We start from the raw sequence: 18,173 nt of genomic DNA, 5'->3' as shown, positions 1-18,173 counted from the left end.
GCGAGAAATCCCCTAACGACGAGCGCCATATGGACAATGAAATCAGGGGATTTTTAATCAGCGGCGCACAATGGGTGCGCCGCAAAGATAGAACGCTTACTTAACTGGTTTTAGGTCCAGTACGTGCAGTAGACGCTCAGGGATACCAGCCCAAATGCTTGGACGGCCTTTTGGATTTTCTTCATTCCACCAACCCGTGAAACGCGTGGTGTTGTACTGATACATCCATGCACCAGACATCACAGGCACAGTCACTTGGTTTTCAGCGATGATCTTCTGAATGCCATGTGCGATTTCAACCTGCTCGTTCTTGTCTGCTGTTTTGTAGAAGCTGTCTAGCAGACCGTCCAGTTTGTTGTCAGTGAAGAAGTGCATCGCAAAGCGAGGCATGCCATCACCTTTCTGCAGTGCTGAGTTGTATGCACTGTTCCAGTAAGTGTATGGGTCTGCACCGTGGAAGTAGTTGGTGTACGCCACATCGTACGTTCCTTCCAGCATGGCTTGGTTGTAAACCGCAAATTCTGGTGTACGCGCTTTCGCTTTGATACCCACATCTTGCAATTGTTCAACCGCAAGCTGAACGGTGTTGTTGAAGTCAGTCCAACCATTTGGTGATTGAATCAGCAGTTCAAATGATTTACCCGATGGCGTTTCAACAAAGCCGTCGCCGTTGATGTCTTTGAAGCCCGCTTTTGCTAGCAGTGCTTTCGCACCGTCTACATCGTACGTGTTGAAGCCTTTGTACTTGTTATGAACTGATTCGTCAGACCAAGATTGGAAGGCGTAACCCAGACCGGATGCGAAGTCATTCACGGTACCGCCGCCGTAGAACGCGATATCAATGATGGTTTGACGATCGAGTGCCATTGAGAATGCACGACGGAAATCAACATTGTTCAGCGCTTCTTTTTTCGCTGGGTCAGCGTTTTTGAAGTTCACGACGAACGATTGTGTCCCTGCCGCTGGATACCAGTAATGGTGATTCTGGTTCGCTGCTGCGTAGGTACGGTCGATGTCTGGGACGAATGATGATGTCCAGTCGAGTTCTGAGTTAACAATTTTACCCAAGAGTTGGTCGTTGTTTGCGATTTGTGGCACGCGCAGACAATCCACGGCTAGGTTGGCAGAATCCCAGTAATTCGGGTTACGGCACTGAATGTAAAGCTGTGGTGTAAAGGTATCGATAACCGTAAATGGACCTGTACCTACCGGATTCTCGTTCGTAAATGTGGTTGGATCTTTGACGTCTTTCCAAACGTGCTCTGCCACAATCGGCACCTGAGCAATTTCGTAAGGAACGTTAGAGTTCGCTTCCGTCAAACGGAAACGGACTTTGTAATCATCCAATTTTTCTACGCTGGTGACCCAGTTGTTGATACCGCGCTGATCAAGCTCAGGCTTGTTTTTCAGCAGGTTAAACGAGTAAACCACATCGTTTGCTGTGAATTTTTGGCCATCTGACCATTTCACACCTTTACGGATGTCGAACGTCACACTCATCAGATCGTCAGACATCTTGTAGTTTTCAGCCAGGCGCATCACCGGAGTGTTGCCATGCATTTCGTTAAATACAACCAACGGCTCGTAGATGAAGTCGGTGGTGGTACGTAGGTTTGTGGCTAGGTACGGGTTGAAGTTACGCACCATGGTAGGGTAGAAATCAGGCACGATGGTTAGCTCGCTACGGGCAAATGCCGGAGCTGAAACGCTGGTTGCTGCAGCAATAACTGCGGCTGCAAGTGCGGTTTTCTTAATATTGGCAAGCATAGCTGTTCCTTACTATTTGCTTTTATTTCACAAATGGAGTCGAGTGCTATCGTATTGATCAACACTCACAAGGACCTACCTCATTGAAGTGTTATGCGGTCGGAGGTGCCGGATAACATGAGTGGCCTGTAGGCCTTTGACAGGGGTAAGGAAACACCTTGTCAGGAAATTTATCAATTTCAATTCCCGTCAAAAACGTCAAAACCCAAGGGTACGTTGTTATAAACGTCAAAATTGACTAAAAAAGTCTCATGGTGAGTAAAAAATAAGCGCAGATCGATATCACATAAAATCCACTTTAACACGGGTTGAGTTAGTATTTGCTAACGCTTTATGTATTGTTGTTTGTGGGTTTGTTCCTGTTTTTTTATTAGTGAGATCTCGCTCACTGCTCGTTTGAGATAGAAATTTTTTGTTGGAAATTAAATCTGGCGAATTGTTGTGATTCGTTTCGCAAAGTTGTTCATACACTCCGTTTGAAGCGGCATTGAACACGGTATTCGCGCGGACCTTGACGTTTTTAGAGGGGGAAGCGCGGCGCGACAAATGGGTTTATTTTACGGGTAAAAGGAAGCACGCATGATGAACTTTTGCCCGGTTATTCGAGCCAATCTGGTGCGGCCAGAATGCGACTAGGATGCGGTGTGTCGGCCATAAAAAAGCCCGTCAAGTGACGGGCTTTGTCGGCAGCAGTGCGGTTATTCTGACGTCAGTAGCTTTTGTAACTTATCCCGTTGCACTTCAATGTAAGTGCGTTCTGGTCCTTGTTCCTGGCAGTGATCCAGAATGTAATCTAACGAGTTAAGCACGGTGCGCCAACGCGGCGTTTTAGGCAGTGTTTCGATACGCAGGTATTTGTCGAGTGTTCGAGTTTGCAGCGTACTGCGATCGAGGTAGACGCGCCACAGCCCACTTTGTTCAGCAAAGGTGAACTTGCTTTGACCGGAGACTCTTTCCCAGTAGTTGAGGGCGGAGGTCATGGCATCGACCAGCACGGAACGCATCAACTCTTGTTTGGATTGGCCGTCACCGGAGGCTTTGTCGGCTAAGCGTGTGAATTCACCGCCCAGCTCTTTGAGCTGTTGCAATTTATCTTTGTCACCGTCAAACGCGTAACTTGATAGGGCTTCAACCGCCGTTTCAAGGTTGTGGATGCGCGCCGCGTTAATGTTACCGCCGACATTAAAGATATACATCGCTTGTAATCCAGCACCTTTGGGCAGGCGCAAGACATCGGCGTTCACGTGTTGGCGCGTGTCGTCGATGAAGATGTCGACATTGCCACAATAGTGATCCTGTTCGACCAATAAGTATTTTTGCCCAATCAATTCGTCAGCGTTGGAGCGTTTGAGCTGTTCCTGACTGCGTTTAAACAGGCGCGCTGCGGCGTCATTGGCAAAGCGAACTTTGTTGTCTTCCCGAATGCACACAATCGCTTCTGGCGCGGATTCCAGCTGTTCCAGCAGTCGGCCTTGTGTTTCCAGCAAGCTTGCTTCCACCATGGCGCGATGTTTGAGTTCTTTTTGCAGTTCCGCGTTCTCAAGGCGACGTTGTTCCGCTTTACTTGCGGTCAGGTGCGCGACGATACGGGCGGCTAATTCCTGCTTATTGAACGGTTTGGATAGATAATCGTTGGCGCCGGCTTCAAAGCCGCGCACTCGGTCATCGGATTGATTGAGCGCGGTGAGCATGATGACTGGCAACGCTGCATGATCGTACGTTTTACGCAGCTCTTCACACACCTGATAGCCGCTCATGCCGGGCATCATGATGTCCAGTAGCAACAATTCAGGTTTCTCTTCTGCGACGGCCTGCAGGACTTCGTTCCCATCCTGAGCGGTGCGCACGCGATAGCCTTCAAGACGCAGGAAGCTATCGAGCACGCGTAAGTTCACCGGCTCATCATCAGCCACCAAGAGCAACGGCCCGGTTGGATTCTCCGGAATGCTGTGATGGTCTGGCAGATCCAGTTCAGTCAATTCAGGCGCTTGGAAGTGCGGTTGTTGCGTCAACTGCGCTTGGGCGATTTCGTCGTCAGAGGCCATCGGCAGTGTGAAGCTAAACGTCGTTCCGACCATGGGTTGACTGCTGACATACAGCGACCCTTGCATCAGCTCGATCAACTGACGGCTGATCGAGAGGCCCAGTCCGGCCCCTTGGCGGTAGCGACTGGTGTCGTGCCCGGCTTGAATCAGGGGTTCGAAAATATGTTCCAATTGCTCTGCCGGAATCCCTTGTCCGGTATCCACCACTTGTACGCGAATGTGTTGGTCAACGCGAGTGGCAGAAATGACAATCTTGCCTTCGGAGGTGTATTTGATCGCGTTGCCAATCAAGTTGTACAACACTTGCTCAAGACGCTGCGCATCAGCAGAGACCCATACCGGCGCTTCTTCTGCGACCTGATTGATGATGCGAATCTGTTTTTTACCCAACAGGTGATTTGACAGCTCCAAAACCAAACGTGTGGCATTAGAGAGATTGACAGCCGTGCGATGAATATCCAGATTGCCATAACGCATTTTGTGGTAATCGAGTAGGTCATCGACCAGCGTGGCCAAACGTTGTCCGCTGCTGATGATGATGTCGAGTTGATACTTATGCGCAGCGTTGATTGGGCCATTGGCGCCGGAAGTCAGTGCTTCGGCAATCCCGATCATGCCATGCAGCGGGGTTCGCAGCTCATGGGATGTTGTGGCCAGAAACTCATCTTTGAGTTTGTTGGCCAGTTGCAACTCATCATTCTGTTTACGGATGACCTGAATGTTGCTTTCGAGCTCTTTATTCTGCGCCTTAATTAGCTGCATTTTTTCGCGAATCGAGCGCTGCATGCGTTCAAAACTAACCGCCAGTCGCCCAATTTCATCACGCCGATCGGTGTTGATCATGGTTTCATCTAAATCACCAGCCGACACGCGTTCAGCGGCCCATGTCAGTTTTAGCAGGGGTGAGGTGATGAAATTCGATAGGTAATGTGAGGCAATCACCACCAAAATAATGGCAGTCAGCATCGCGAAGATGAACAGTTTTTCCAGTTGACGAATGCGTGCGAAAGCTTCTTTTTCAGGCAGTTCGACCACCAACGCCCAATGCAGATCCTTGAGATTGATCGGCGCGTAAGCGGCGATGGTTTTCTCGTCATCAAGGTTGGTGTACGTGCCGACGGATCGGCTGCCATTGAGCGCCCAATCAATCACTTGCGTACTTTTATCGATTTCCGGTTGATCATAAGCCAGCGTGCGTGAACGATGATCCTGACCGACCAATAACGTGCGCATCGATGACGTGGTGTTGGTGTCTGCGATCAGCTTGGTGATGCCGTTGTTGGGTAAACGGAACATGGCGTAGCTGTGCAGATAGCCTTGTTGAATAATGGGGGCGCCCATCCAAGCAAATTGACGGCCTTGTTCATCGACAAAGTCCGACAACACCACTGGTGTGTAATCTTCGTTGGTTTTTCGATGCTCACTGACTTGCTGTTCCAACTGGCGGAAGGTTTGCCCCAAGTTACTGTCTTTGAATCGCCCCGTGAGCAAGTTGGTGCCGTAGTTCTCACGTTTGTAGATGGAATACACCACGTTGCCGGTGATATCGACCAACAGGATGTCATCAAAGTCGGACCGTTTGAGTAGCTCGAGATAGGCCCAATGGTAGCGTTTGTGCAGGAGGCGATAGCGCTCACTGCCGACATAACTGCTCGATTCTGGTAGCACGGAGGTTTTGACTTCATCACCAGAACCGGTGACGTAACGCTGCTGTGCATGCTCTCGTGCTTGGTCGATATCAACGCCTAAGCGTTGAAATGCGTTCACTAAACCATAGAAACGCCCGCCACTGGCGTAAGCCAGTTCTGAGCGAACAAAGCCCATGACTTCAGACTCTTTCGCGCTGAGGTAGTCGATGACTTGCTGTTGTTTCGTATCACGGACCGAAAGAAGGTGCGATGTGCTTTGTTCCTGAAGATCTTTACTGTGAGATTGAAGGAAAAAAATCGCCGTCACCGTCAATGGGGTGATGCTAAGAACCAAGAACGCGAGCATGAGGGTATTTTGCAGGCGCTTAAACTTTTGCTTCCGATTGAACCTAAACATAGAAAAGGCGTTACTTTGATGGCACCGGCTCTTTGCGGTGAGTCAGTGGCGTGGTTGATTAGAATGAACTGAAATAACGAAATTAACGAGTTTTTTTACTTTGACAAGTAAGTTGGGTTCAAAGCGTGGGCATGGACGCACTTTTCGGCAAAATGGGTGAGAAATCACCGTTAAAAACGGCAATTTCTCTCTATCCACTTATTTGTGAGCGTGATAGATGGTGAATTTATTGGTCTTATTTAACGTCTCACAATTACCAAAGGCTTGTTCGATGATCGGCGGATATTTGAGGAAACTGTTGGCAACCACAACCAGTTGGCCTTGACGTTGAAGGTGCGCAGGTGCTTTTGCCAGTAATGTCTCGGTGGCGTTGTAGCTGGTATCCAATCCGGCATGGAACGGTGGGTTGGTGACAATGAACTGGTAGTCAGACGCCGTGTCGGAGTATACATCCGACGCAAATACTCGGCCTGAGAGGCCGTTGGCAGCGAGGGTTTCTTGGCTCGAACGAATCGCCAACGCGCTGATGTCGCACATTTCCAATGCAATGTTGGGATAGAGCATGGCCATCACACCGCCGAGAACGCCGGCACCACAGCCAAAATCGAGCACTTTGCCTTGCAGGGGCGGGAGCGTATCGAGTAGCAGACGGCTGCCCATGTCAAACTCACCATGGCTAAAAACGCCCGGCAGGCTGCGCACGGTGAGGGTATGGTGGTGATACTGCACCGCGTAAGATTTGAACCATTCGCCGAGAATAAATGGTTTCACCGCCTGCGTACATTGACCCCAATAAAAGGAGCAGCGGCGCGCTGAGTCATATTTGTTGATCGGACCATACGCGGCAAACATCTTTTCAATGCTTTTGACGCCAGAGCGATTTTCACCCACCACGACGATTTCGGTGTTTTCCCCCAGCTTGGCCATCAGCATGGCGAGCAGGTATTCCGCTTCCAGCTTGGCTTTGGGCCAGTACAGCAGCACCATGTCGGCATGGACGTCATCCACCAATTCGGCACCAAAGTAACAGTGAAGCGCGGACTTGCCGTGTAATTGGCGGTAATAACCATAGTTGGTGGTAAAGACCGACACGGAGGCGCAGTGTTTGGCCAGTTCCAGTGGGAACAAATCTTCGGCTTCACCCGCAACCAAGACGTGTTTACCTTCAAAGTAGGCCAACTGACGTTGTGCAATTTGGCTCGGCGCGATGTAATTCGACATAACAGACTCGACACAAAATAGGGGGGCTGATTTTCGCATAATCAGCCCGGCGCTTGAAGTGCTTTTATCCTTCGGGTAATGCTTAGAATGGCGGTTTAGCTGTTGTCTTGACGGTTTAAGAACCCTTTAAATTCTTCTTCATAGATATTGAACAGCACCATGGTGATGGCAAAGATCAGTGGGCCGTAGATCAAGCCAATCAAACCGAACAACTGAATACCGCCCAGTAGTGAGAAGAAGATCATCAGCGTGTTCATGCCTGCGCTGCCCTGCATCAGGAGCGGGCGTAGCAGGTTGTCGATGGAACCCACCACCGCCACACTCCATACACCAAGGAAGATGGCCCACGTGGTGTCACCAATGAGAAACAGATAAATCGTCGCAGGAATCCAGATCAGCGCCGTCCCGACCAACGGAATGAAAGACGCAAAGCCCATCATGGTGCCCCAGAAGAGGCCCGGGAATCCGGCCATCCACATGCCGAAACCGCCGGCCGCACCTTGTGCGATGGCGGTCAGAAACGATCCCATCACTGCCGACTTCGACACTTGTTCGATTTCCGACAGCAGTTTGTCTTCTTGGCTGCGAGACAGCGGCAGAATATGACGAATGGCGGTGATGATTTTGTCGTGATCGCGCAGCAGGAAAAACAGCACAAACAGCATCAACAAAAAGTTCATGATGAAGTTGGTGGCGTCGCCGAGTATTTTAGCGCTGATGCCGACCAGATTGCTCCCAAACGAGGTGGCCAATTGGCCGACTTTTTGCGCAATCTGCTGCGGTTGGATTTCATCAAATGGCAGGTAATGGTTCGCAAGCGAGAGACCTTTCACCACCCAAGGATGGTTGAAAACCGTTTGAATGCCGCCGTGCGTGACCCATTGATAGACATTTTGCGAGAATTTAGAGCCCTGTTGGACGATTGCCCCAAACACAAACAGCAGTGGAATCACGATGATGAAGGTCAGAATAATGCACGATAGTAGCGAGGCCAGATTCTTGTGTGATGGCAGTTTGGCTTCGAGTTTCTCATGGATTGGGAACATCAGAAGTGAGATGATAAATGCCATCACAATCGAGTTCACGTAAGGCTTGACCAGTAAATAGCAGGTAAACGCCGCAGCCAATAAGGCAACGATCAAAACCCAGTGACTGGAGGAGATTTTCAGTTTGTCAGGCACGGTAGTGGTCCCATGTGATCATCAATTGGGTTTATAATGGCCGCATTTCAGGCGGTTAGCAATGAGGAGCAGAAAATGGGATGTTGTGATAACGATAAAGGCTGCGAACAGACGTCATCCAAGCGCCGTCGTATCCCTTGGCTGGGCGTTGTGATCGCCATTTTGGTGATCTTGGTGGCGGTGAACTGGCAAGCATAACGTCAGTCATGTGCTCACACGAGGCTTTGACGCGGAAAAGCGTTCAAGCACAAAAAAAGGCTGCGTCGGCAGCCTTTTTCGTGTCTCGCAGCTTGCTTATGCTTCTGCAGCCATGATCGCAAAACTGCGTTCGGCAGCTTCCAACGTGGCTTCAATCTCTTTAGAACCGTGTGCCAGAGACGTAAAGCTCGCTTCAAAGGCTGATGGTGCCAAGTAAACACCGTGTTTCAGCATCAGGTGGAAGAAGCGTTTAAAGCGTTCAACGTCACATTGGGTCACGTCTTCGAAGCACGTGACGCTGGTTTGGTCCGTGAAGAAGAAACCGAACATTCCGCCAACTTGGTGAACCAACAGCGGAATCCCGTGGCGGTCGGCCATCTCTTTAAAGCCATCAGCCAGTTGTTTGGTTTTCGCCGCAAGGCGTTTTTCGTTGCCTTCTTCTTTCAGCAGAGACAGACATGCGTAACCTGCTGCCATTGCAATAGGGTTGCCAGACAGTGTCCCTGCTTGATAAACCGGACCGGTTGGCGCGATGTATTGCATCACGTCACGACGACCACCAAATGCGCCGACTGGCATGCCGCCGCCGATCACTTTGCCCAGTGTGGTTAAGTCAGGTTTGATGTTGTAATGCGCTTGAGCACCGCCCAACGCGACGCGGAACCCGGTCATCACTTCATCGAAAATCAGCAGTGCGCCTTCTTGGTCACAGATTTCACGCAAGCCTTCGTGGAAGCCTTCAACGGGTGGAATACAGTTCATGTTGCCTGCCACGGGTTCAACGATGATGCACGCAATTTCACCTGGATTGGCGGCAAACAGCGCGCGAACTGAGTCGAGATCGTTAAAACGGGCGGTAAGCGTGTATTTTGCGAAATCCGCTGGAACGCCGGGTGAGCTCGGTTGGCCCAGCGTGAGGGCACCCGAGCCAGCTTTCACAAGCAGGCTGTCTGCGTGACCGTGGTAACAGCCTTCAAATTTGATGATTTTGTCGCGGCCAGTAAAGCCGCGCGCCAGGCGAATGGCACTCATGGTCGCTTCTGTACCCGAGTTCACCATACGCAGCTGTTCCATGGATGGCACCAGTTCTGACACCAGTTCAGCCATCGCGATTTCCATTTCAGTGGGGGCACCAAAGCTCAACCCACGATTGGCAGCATCAATCACCGCTTCACGAATCACCGCGTGGTTGTGACCGAGGATCATCGGACCCCATGAACCGACATAATCAATGTACGCTTTACCATCAGCATCAAAAATCAGCGCGCCGTCTGCACGGTCAACAAAGATTGGAGAACCGCCAACGCCATTAAATGCGCGTACAGGAGAGTTTACGCCTCCCGGGATTCTTGTTTGTGCCTTTTGATAAAGATCTTCTGATTTGGTCATGGATAGTTCCTCTTTATGATTGCTCGGACCAATGTGGCCAGCATTGTACGCTGATGCGGCGCGAGACGAAATCTTTTCCCCGATTTTCTGAGCCCATTCACAGAGTCATTCATTCGATTCGAGGTAAAAAAAGACCATTGAATGATTCGCAGCGATGATGGTTCGGGCTGAGAGATAGCGAAATTCAGGCTAATACTTGAACGGACAAGTCAGGTATTAGATAATCGTCACAAATCACAATTAGACAGACCCGACGCAGAGCCTGAGATGACTTGAGCGGCTGGGCACAGACACGAGTGAGAGAGGTCGTCGTGAGCGATATAAATGTACCATTATCTTTTTCCGATGCAGCGGCAACACGCGTGAGAGCGTTGATCGCTGAAGAAGAAAATCCAGCACTGAAACTGCGCGTGTATATCACCGGCGGCGGTTGCAGCGGTTTCCAATACGGTTTTACGTTTGACGAAAACGTCAATGATGGTGACACCACGATCGAAAACAGCGGCGTAACCTTAGTGGTTGACCCGATGAGCCTGCAATATCTCATCGGTGGGGTGGTTGATTACACGGAAGGACTGGAAGGGTCTCGTTTCTTTGTCAGCAACCCGAACGCAACCACAACTTGCGGCTGCGGTGCATCGTTTAGTGTCTGACATCAGACCCTAGATGCCAAAGTCAGTCGCCTTCAGCGGCTGACTGTCCTACGTATAAGGCGGTTGCGTAGGGATATAAGTATAAAGGATTATTTATGTCTCACCCTACGTCGGGCCGCTTGTCCGTGGGTCACTTTCTGACCCAACGTCCTTGGCTTTTTTCTGCCTGCCTTATTGGTCTTCTCGCTGCTTGGCTCAGTCTTGGGGCGTTAAACGCCGAAGAGCGCCGAGAGCCCAACGCCGACACCATTCCCCTTGCGCGCGTGTTATATCAAACCTTCGTCGCGCAGCCCACCGACAAAAAAATCGAACTCTACGGCCGAACCGCGCCGAATCGTCAGGTGCGTCTGGCGGCGGAGTTTGGTGGCCGAATTCAAGCGTTACTGGTCGAGAAAGGTCAAGCCGTGACACAAGGCCAAGTCATTGCGCGTATTGAAACGGGTGATTTGGCGGCGCAACTGGCACGCGCTCGCGCGCAACTTCGTGTACGTGAGCAAGAGTATCAGGCGGCGAAGTCGCTCAAAAATCGAGGCCTACAAGGCGAGGTTGCCTACACCAATGCGCTGGCGGCGCGAGCGGATGCCAACGCTGAACTCAGTCGCGTTGAACTCGCCTTGCGCCATACCCAAGTGCGCGCGCCATTTGATGCAGTGGTTGAGTTGTTACCTGTTGAACACGGTGATTATGTTGGTATTGGCGATCCGATCGCGACGCTGATTGAACTCAATCCGTTGGTCATCGAAGCCGATGTCAGTGAGCGTCACATTCAACATTTAGCGGTGGGGCAAAGCGCGCGAGTGCGATTGATGGATGGCATGCTGCTCGATGGTACCATTCGCTATCTGGCTCGAGTGTCCGATCCAGCCACCCATACCTTTGCGCTGGAAGTCACCGTTCCCAATCCGCGTGATGCGATGCCTGCGGGGGTGAGTGCGGAAGTAGAATTAGCGCTTGCCACGCAACCGGCGGTCAAAGTCACGCCGGCGATGCTCGCGTTGGATGCAGAAGGCAATCTTGGCGTGAAAACCTTGGTTGCAGACACGGTCCACTTCGTGCCCATTCAGTTGGTGAAGGCGGAACAAGATGGCGTGTGGCTGACGGGGCTTGGCGATCAGGTCAAGATTATTACGCGTGGGCAAGGCTTTGTGCGCGACGGCGATCGTGTCATTGCGGTTCAGCAACCGGTGACCCCGTAGGAGCGCGCGATGTTTACATTGATTGATGCCGCGCTGTCTCGCGCGCGAACCATGTTGACGTTGCTGGTGTTTATTCTGGCAGCGGGTGTACTGACCTACCTGACCATTCCCAAAGAGTCCAGCCCGGACATCACCATTCCCATCATTTATGTTTCGGTCACTCACCAAGGCATCTCCCCTGATGATGCGGAGCGACTGATCGCCCGTCCATTGGAGCAAGAATTACGCGCCATCGAGGGGGTGAAAGAGATGACGGCCAATGCCGCGGAAGGGTATGCCTCAATTGTGTTGGAGTTCAATGTTGGCGTTGATCTCACGAAAGCGATGGCGGACGTGCGTGAAGCCGTTGACCTCGCCAAACCGAAGTTGCCGGCAGACAGCGATGAACCGATTGTCAATGAAGTGACGTTGGCGTCCGAGCAGCCTGTGCTGTCGGTGGTGTTATACGGCACGGTGCCTGAACGGGGGATCGTGCAGATCGCCCGAGCGCTGCGCGATAAGCTGGAAAGCTATCGCCAAGTGTTGGAAGTGGATATTGCCGGCGATCGCGAAGACATTGTGGAGATCGTGGCCGATCCGCTACTGATGGAGAGCTACGGCTTAGATCAGGGGGACATCTACAATCTCATCGCACTCAATAATCGCGTTGTGGCCGCGGGCTTTGTCGATACCGGCTATGGGCGCTTTTCGGTCAAAGTCCCCTCGGTGTTTAACTCGCTAAAAGATGTGTTGGAGCTACCCGTCAAGGTGGAGGGCAAGCGGGTGATCACGTTTGGCGATATCGCCACCGTGCGCCGTGCGTTTCGCGATCCGGAAAGCTTTGCCCGTCTTGATGGCAAATCGGCGGTGGTTCTGGATGTAAAAAAACGAGCCGGTGAGAACATCATCGACACCGTGGCGCTGGTGAAAACCGTGATGCGTGAAGCGCAAAAGCGTGAGGATTGGCCGAATAACTTGCTGGTGAAATACACTTGGGATGAGTCGAAAGATGTGCAGTTGATGCTAAACGATCTGCAAAATAACATCCTGTCAGCAATCCTGTTGGTGGTCATTGTCATCATTGCCATTTTAGGCGTGCGCACCGCGTTTTTGGTAGGAGTGTCGATTCCCGGTTCGTTTTTAACCGGGCTGTTGGTGCTGTCAGTGTTTGGTTTGACCGTCAATATTGTGGTGCTGTTTTCACTCATTATGGCGGTTGGCATGCTGGTGGACGGTGCGATTGTGGTGACGGAGTTTGCCGACCGGCGCATGCAAGAGGGCATGCCCCGTAGTGAAGCGTACCGCGATGCCGCCAAGCGTATGGCATGGCCCATTACCGCCTCGACCGCCACCACGTTGGCCGCGTTTGCGCCGCTGCTGTTTTGGCCGGACATCACGGGCGAATTCATGAAGTTTCTGCCGCTGACGCTGATTGCCACGTTGGCCGCCTCACTGGTGATGGCCTTGCTGTTTGTGCCAGTACTAGGCAGCCTGATGGGAAGGCCGCAGCACGTCTCACCACAAGAGCAGGCACGCATGATTGCGTTGCAAAATGGCGAGTTTGATCAAGCCACAGGCCTGACCAAACTCTATTACCTAACATTGTCAGTGGCCATTCGTCACCCACTCAAAATACTGCTGGCTGCCGTGGTGATGGCGGCGGCGGTCGGTGTGACCTATGCGAAAGCGGGATTGGGCGCGGAGTTTTTCCCCGAAGTCGACCCGCCATTCTTTACCGTCAAAGTGCGCTCTTATGGCGATTTGTCGATTCAGGAAAAAGACACCATCATGCGAGACATTGAGCAGCTGATGCTTGGTCACGATGAGTTTGAAAGTGTCTACACGCGCACGGGGGTGGAGGACGGGATTGGTCAGATTCAGATCACACCGGTTGACTGGCAGCATCGGCGCAAAGTAAAGACCATCATTGAGGAACTCAAACAGGTCACGGATCAATTCGCTGGCGTCGAGATTGAATATAAGTTTCCTGATGCCGGTCCTCCAAGTGAACACGATTTGGTGATCGAACTGTCGGCGCGCAACGCCGATGAGCTGAATGCGGCAGCCACACAGGTTCGGACTTGGGCTGATGCCAATCCGGCGTTCACTAACATCAGTGATAGTGGCAATAAACCGGGCATTGATTGGCGAATCGACATTCGCCGCGATGATGCGTCGCGTTTTGACGCAGATGCAACGTTGGTCGGTAATACGGTGCAGTTTGTCACCAATGGATTAAAAATTGGCGACTATCTGCCTGATGATGCCAATGAAGAAGTCGATATTCTGGTGCGTTATCCCACAGCGCAGCGGGACATTGGTCGGTTTGAGCAGCTGCGAGTAAAAACGCCAGTGGGACTGGTTCCGATCACCAACTTTGCGGCCATCAAGCCGGATCATAAACAAGATACCATCAAGCGTGTCGATGGTCGTCGTGTCATCCATGTCATGGCCGATTTAAAGGAAGGGTATAACCTCGCGTTGATGTTGCCCAACATCGAACATGCTTTGGCTGAACTCGCCTTACCGGACAGCGTTGAGTTCCGTTTGCGCGGACAAAATGAAGAGCAGGAGCACTCGGCGGCGTTTTTGCAGTCGGCGTTTGTGGTGGCCTTGGTGGCGATGGCGCTGATCTTGATCACTCAGTTCAATAGCTTTTATCAGGCCTTTTTGATCCTCAGTGCTGTGTTGTTTTCAACGGTGGGCGTCTTTGCTGGTTTGTTGATCTTCCACAAACCGTTTGGTGTGATCATGTCGGGGATTGGTGTGATTGCGCTGGCTGGGATTGTGGTCAACAACAACATTGTACTGATCGACACCTATAATCAGCTGCGCAAACGAGGATTGAATCCACAAGAGGCGATTTTGCGCACAGGTGTGCAGCGTCTGCGTCCGGTGATGTTGACGACGATCACCACCATTTTAGGCCTGTTACCGATGGTGTTGGAAATGAACATTGACCTCATCCATCAGAAGATTGAATTTGGCGCACCGAGCACGCAATGGTGGTCACAGCTGGCGACGGCGGTGGCGGGAGGATTGGCGTTTGCCACGCTGTTAACCTTGGTGTTGACGCCGTGTCTGTTGATGCTGGGACGCGAGAAAAAATAAACCGAAAAAAAACCGAAGCAAGCTCCGGTTTCTCTGGTGTTAGTTTTTGGCGTACAGCAATTCACTGTAGCGTGAAAGCTTTTGCAACCGAATGTGCGCGTTGGCAATGAAGGTGTCTTTGGCCTTGCCGTTCAACGATTTGGATTGTGGCAGTGCAACCGTGCGCGGGTTTTTGTGTACGCCGTTGACCAAGAATTCATAGTGCAAGTGTGGGCCGGTGACGCGTCCGGTACCCCCCAGTGTGCCGATCACTTGCCCCTGTTTGACGCGTTGACCGGTCTTCACCGTGCGGCGTGTCAAGTGTAGGTACTTGGTGATGTAAGTGTTGCTGTGACGAATGAACACGTAGTTCCCGTTGAACTGGTTGTAACTCGATTTTTCGACAATGCCATCGCCCGCGGCCCAAATCGGCGTGCCGACTGGCGCCACATAATCCGTGCCTCGGTGCGCTTTAACTTGGCCGGTCACGGGGTGCAGACGGTTTGGGTTGAAGTTGGACGACACGCGGCGAAAATCGAGGGGTGAGCGCAGGAAGGCTTTTTTCATCGCCCGACCGTTTTCATCATAATAATTGCCCGTATTGTCATCCAAAATTGCAGTAAACGTGGTGCCTTGGTTGGTGAACATTGCAGCGATGATGTTACCGCGGCCAATCACTTCTCCTTCTACCACTTTTTCTTGATACAACAGTTTGAAGTTGTCTCCCGCGCGAATGTCGAGTGCAAAGTCGATATCCCAACCGAATATCCCCGCCAATTCCATGATTTGGTTTGCGGTCAGCCTCGCGCCCATCGCGGCATTCCAGAAGTTTGAACTGATGTCGGCTTCGGCGTAGTTGTATTGATAGAAAATCTCTTTCTTATCAAATGCTGAGGTGTAGCCGGATTCAGCTTTTGTGATGGAAAATGTTTCGTAGGCGCTGAGTTTTCGTTTGAGTTGAATCAGGTCATTGTTTTCATCAAAGCCAAATTGCAGTTCATCCCCCGGCCTTAAACGCGACAACTGATGGTTGATCTCGCTATTGCTGGACGTCAGTGCATACAACTGGCGAGCGGAGAGACCGATACGTTGAAATAACACCGCCGCACTTTCACCCGCGTGAACCGTGTGTTTTTCCCAACGCAAAATGGCAGAAGGTAAAATGGTGGAACCGGGAGAGAGCGCTTCACTATTGATAGCAAGCGGATAATGGCGGCCAACTTCCAGTCGGTTGGAATCGTTTCTCAGATCCTCCGGATTCGGCAGAAAAAACAGGGCGACGACAATCAACGCGCTGAATAGGGCGATTAAGGCCCGATGAATCCACGGAAGACGAGCAAAAATAGAATGCATACTCGGGTTCGTTCAATGATTAATTAACAAAAACGCTAGTTCGTTAGTCTAACTGGTTTCAAAATTCATCGCTATTCAAGTAAGATGTCGAACTATTAAATTTTTGCCAAATCTGTGGGAGTGAACAAGAATGGCGAGTATTGAAGCTGCTTTAGCTGAGATTAAGCGTGGTGTCGAGGAGCTGATTCCGGAAGAAGAACTGATTGCCAAGCTCAAAGAAGGCCGTCCTCTGCGTATCAAATTGGGTGCGGATCCAACGGCTCCGGATATTCACCTTGGCCACACTGTCATCCTGAACAAGCTGCGTACTTTCCAGGATTTGGGCCATGATGTGACGTTCCTGATCGGTGACTTTACCGGGATGGTGGGTGACCCAACCGGTAAAAACACCACTCGTCCACCGCTCACGCGCGAAGATGTGCTGCGTAACGCAGAAACCTACAAGCAGCAAGTGTTCAAAATTCTGGACCCTGCGAAAACCAAGATTCAGTTTAACTCGGAATGGCTGTCTCAGTTGGGCGCAGAAGGCATGATTCGCCTGGCGGCAAACCAAACGGTGGCACGCATGCTTGAGCGTGATGATTTCAAAAAACGTTACGCCAATGGCCAGCCGATTGCGATCCATGAATTCATGTATCCGCTGCTGCAAGGCTACGACTCCGTGGCGATGGAAACCGACGTGGAGCTGGGGGGGACCGACCAGAAATTCAACCTGTTGATGGGCCGTGAATTGCAAAAATCCAACGGTCAGAAGCCACAAGTGGTGCTGATGATGCCACTGCTGGTGGGCTTGGACGGTGAGAAGAAAATGTCGAAGTCTGCTCACAACTACATTGGTGTGAGTGAAGCTCCGAGCGAGATGTTTGGTAAGATCATGTCGATTTCCGATGATCTGATGTGGAGTTACTACGAACTACTGTCATTCCGTCCGTTGGAAGAGCTGCAACAGTTCAAAGACGATGTGGCAAACGGCACCAACCCACGTGATATCAAAATCCTGCTGGCAAAAGAAATCATTGCCCGTTTCCATACGGAAGCGGATGCCGATGCTGCAGAACAAGAATTCATTAACCGTTTCCAAAAAGGCGCGATGCCAGAAGAGATGCCGGAATTTGAATTCGAAGCGGGTATCGCGATTGCTAACTTGCTGAAAGAAGCTGGTCTTGTGGGGTCAACATCCGATGCGATGCGCATGATCAAACAGGGCGCTGTGAAGCAAGATGGTGAAAAACTCGATGACGCCAAACTGGTTCCTGCCGCTGGCACTGCAGTTTACCAAGTGGGTAAACGCAAGTTTGCTCGCGTAACAGTGAAGTAATTGCCTCATCATTGTGACACAAAAGCGCCTCAGGGCGCTTTTTTTGTGGCGTCCGCTGGGGCGACATAGGTTTTCAATCGCAGAATGAACCCCGTTTCAAACACCAATAATGCAGCAATCGCGTATTGCCAATGGGTGTTTTGAGCCATGAAATACCATACGCTGCCCATCGATAGCCAGATCACGGCAAGCGATTGCCATTTCTCAGCGCGGGTAAAGCCTTGCTTGTGATGCAATCGTCTCGCCAGTGGCCCCAGCGTTCGATGCTGCAAGAGCCATTGTTGAAAGGCTGGGGAGGAAACGCCGAAGCAATACAGGGCAAGCAGCAGAAACGGTACGGTTGGCAGCAAAGGGACGGTCGCGCCGATCAGACCTAATATCACGCAAGTGATGCCCACGCATTGATAGCCTTTCCGCTTTATCCTATTCATCGAGATGGAAAACCCTGCCGCTGATGGTCATCTATCAAGTATTGGCGTTGGTTGAGGGGATGTCGAGGCGTTGAGAAAATTTACGCGCTTTTGACTGCTTTTTCGCGTCGCGTTTGTTACAATCAGCGCGTTACTCTAGAAGTAACGCCATTTTCGGAGACTAACATGAACAATACCGACCATCCCCCTAGTATGAAGGGAGAAAAATAACCGCTGTTGGTATCGGCTTGTTAGCCCTGCCCACGCGGCAGGAATCCTGTTCTTCAATTCCCATCTTTTTTCTCCATTTTATCTAGTTGATAAGTT

General features: G+C 51.2%; 12 protein-coding genes. 5 read left to right on the top strand and 7 right to left on the bottom strand.

The annotated features are described in order from the left end of the window. Positions 1–96: 96 nt before the first annotated feature. From VFA_RS21010 to VFA_RS20995, 4 genes are all read right to left on the bottom strand, one after another. Positions 97–1,767, bottom strand: coding sequence for an ABC transporter substrate-binding protein (locus tag VFA_RS21010; protein WP_004728998.1), 1,671 nt, complete (start codon positions 1,765–1,767; stop codon positions 97–99). A 698-nt stretch (positions 1,768–2,465) separates the two neighbouring features. Continuing rightward, on the bottom strand, positions 2,466–5,858 hold the full coding sequence (locus VFA_RS21005; RefSeq protein WP_038152685.1) for a response regulator: 3,393 nt from the start codon (positions 5,856–5,858) through the stop codon (positions 2,466–2,468). Positions 5,859–6,056: 198 nt separating this feature from the next. Continuing rightward, complete coding sequence (rsmC, locus tag VFA_RS21000; RefSeq protein WP_004728994.1) at positions 6,057–7,079, bottom strand: 16S rRNA (guanine(1207)-N(2))-methyltransferase RsmC; 1,023 nt, start codon at positions 7,077–7,079, stop codon at positions 6,057–6,059. A gap of 95 nt (positions 7,080–7,174) precedes the next feature. Beyond that, positions 7,175–8,260 (bottom strand): AI-2E family transporter, encoded by a 1,086-nt coding sequence (locus VFA_RS20995; RefSeq protein WP_004728992.1) that lies wholly within the window; start codon positions 8,258–8,260, stop codon positions 7,175–7,177. A gap of 75 nt (positions 8,261–8,335) precedes the next feature. Between VFA_RS20995 and VFA_RS24185 the strand changes: the two genes are divergently transcribed. Further along, the gene (locus VFA_RS24185; protein ID WP_004728990.1) at positions 8,336–8,458 is read left to right on the top strand and encodes a hypothetical protein; all 123 of its coding nucleotides are present in this window, start codon (positions 8,336–8,338) and stop codon (positions 8,456–8,458) included. Positions 8,459–8,554: 96 nt separating this feature from the next. Here the strand turns inward: VFA_RS24185 and hemL are convergent, their stop codons facing one another. Next, on the bottom strand, positions 8,555–9,847 hold the full coding sequence (gene hemL / locus VFA_RS20990) for a glutamate-1-semialdehyde 2,1-aminomutase (protein WP_004728988.1): 1,293 nt from the start codon (positions 9,845–9,847) through the stop codon (positions 8,555–8,557). Positions 9,848–10,158: 311 nt separating this feature from the next. On the opposite strand from hemL, the gene erpA reads away from it, so the two are divergent. The 3 genes from erpA (at position 10,159) to VFA_RS20975 (ending at position 14,786) form a co-directional block, all read left to right on the top strand. Continuing rightward, entirely contained in the window at positions 10,159–10,500 is a 342-nt protein-coding gene (gene erpA, locus VFA_RS20985; protein WP_004728986.1) for an iron-sulfur cluster insertion protein ErpA, read from the top strand. Positions 10,501–10,595: 95 nt separating this feature from the next. Continuing rightward, the gene (locus VFA_RS20980) at positions 10,596–11,696 is read left to right on the top strand and encodes an efflux RND transporter periplasmic adaptor subunit (RefSeq protein ID WP_004728984.1); all 1,101 of its coding nucleotides are present in this window, start codon (positions 10,596–10,598) and stop codon (positions 11,694–11,696) included. A 9-nt stretch (positions 11,697–11,705) separates the two neighbouring features. After that, positions 11,706–14,786, top strand: a complete 3,081-nt coding sequence (locus VFA_RS20975; RefSeq protein ID WP_004728982.1) for an efflux RND transporter permease subunit — start codon at positions 11,706–11,708, stop codon at positions 14,784–14,786. A 39-nt stretch (positions 14,787–14,825) separates the two neighbouring features. Here VFA_RS20975 and VFA_RS20970 read toward each other — a convergent pair whose 3' ends face one another. Then, positions 14,826–16,118 (bottom strand): peptidoglycan DD-metalloendopeptidase family protein, encoded by a 1,293-nt coding sequence (locus VFA_RS20970; protein WP_004728980.1) that lies wholly within the window; start codon positions 16,116–16,118, stop codon positions 14,826–14,828. A 130-nt stretch (positions 16,119–16,248) separates the two neighbouring features. On the opposite strand from VFA_RS20970, the gene tyrS reads away from it, so the two are divergent. Then, on the top strand, positions 16,249–17,436 hold the full coding sequence (gene tyrS / locus VFA_RS20965) for a tyrosine--tRNA ligase (RefSeq protein ID WP_004728978.1): 1,188 nt from the start codon (positions 16,249–16,251) through the stop codon (positions 17,434–17,436). Between the two features lie 29 nt (positions 17,437–17,465). On the opposite strand, the gene VFA_RS20960 is transcribed toward tyrS, so the two are convergent. Then, on the bottom strand, positions 17,466–17,867 hold the full coding sequence (locus VFA_RS20960) for a YbaN family protein (RefSeq protein ID WP_038152684.1): 402 nt from the start codon (positions 17,865–17,867) through the stop codon (positions 17,466–17,468). Between the last annotated feature and the right edge of the window lie 306 nt (positions 17,868–18,173).

This window comes from Vibrio furnissii CIP 102972 (assembly GCF_000176175.1).
Taxonomy (GTDB): Bacteria; Pseudomonadota; Gammaproteobacteria; order Enterobacterales; family Vibrionaceae; genus Vibrio; species Vibrio furnissii.
This window is presented reverse-complemented; position numbering and strand designations above follow the sequence as displayed.

Bases quoted from the DNA above. Each gene is read 5' to 3' on its own strand.
- VFA_RS21010 (WP_004728998.1), bottom strand. From the start codon at position 1,767: ATGCTTGCCAATATTAAGAAAACCGCACTTGCAGCCGCAGTTATTGCT.
- VFA_RS21005 (WP_038152685.1), bottom strand. From the start codon at position 5,858: ATGTTTAGGTTCAATCGGAAGCAAAAGTTTAAGCGCCTGCAAAATACC.
- rsmC (WP_004728994.1), bottom strand. From the start codon at position 7,079: ATGTCGAATTACATCGCGCCGAGCCAAATTGCACAACGTCAGTTGGCC.
- VFA_RS24185 (WP_004728990.1), top strand. From the start codon at position 8,336: ATGGGATGTTGTGATAACGATAAAGGCTGCGAACAGACGTCATCCAAG.
- hemL (WP_004728988.1), bottom strand. From the start codon at position 9,847: ATGACCAAATCAGAAGATCTTTATCAAAAGGCACAAACAAGAATCCCG.
- VFA_RS20980 (WP_004728984.1), top strand. From the start codon at position 10,596: ATGTCTCACCCTACGTCGGGCCGCTTGTCCGTGGGTCACTTTCTGACC.
- VFA_RS20975 (WP_004728982.1), top strand. From the start codon at position 11,706: ATGTTTACATTGATTGATGCCGCGCTGTCTCGCGCGCGAACCATGTTG.
- VFA_RS20970 (WP_004728980.1), bottom strand. From the start codon at position 16,118: ATGCATTCTATTTTTGCTCGTCTTCCGTGGATTCATCGGGCCTTAATC.
- tyrS (WP_004728978.1), top strand. From the start codon at position 16,249: ATGGCGAGTATTGAAGCTGCTTTAGCTGAGATTAAGCGTGGTGTCGAG.
- VFA_RS20960 (WP_038152684.1), bottom strand. From the start codon at position 17,867: ATGAATAGGATAAAGCGGAAAGGCTATCAATGCGTGGGCATCACTTGC.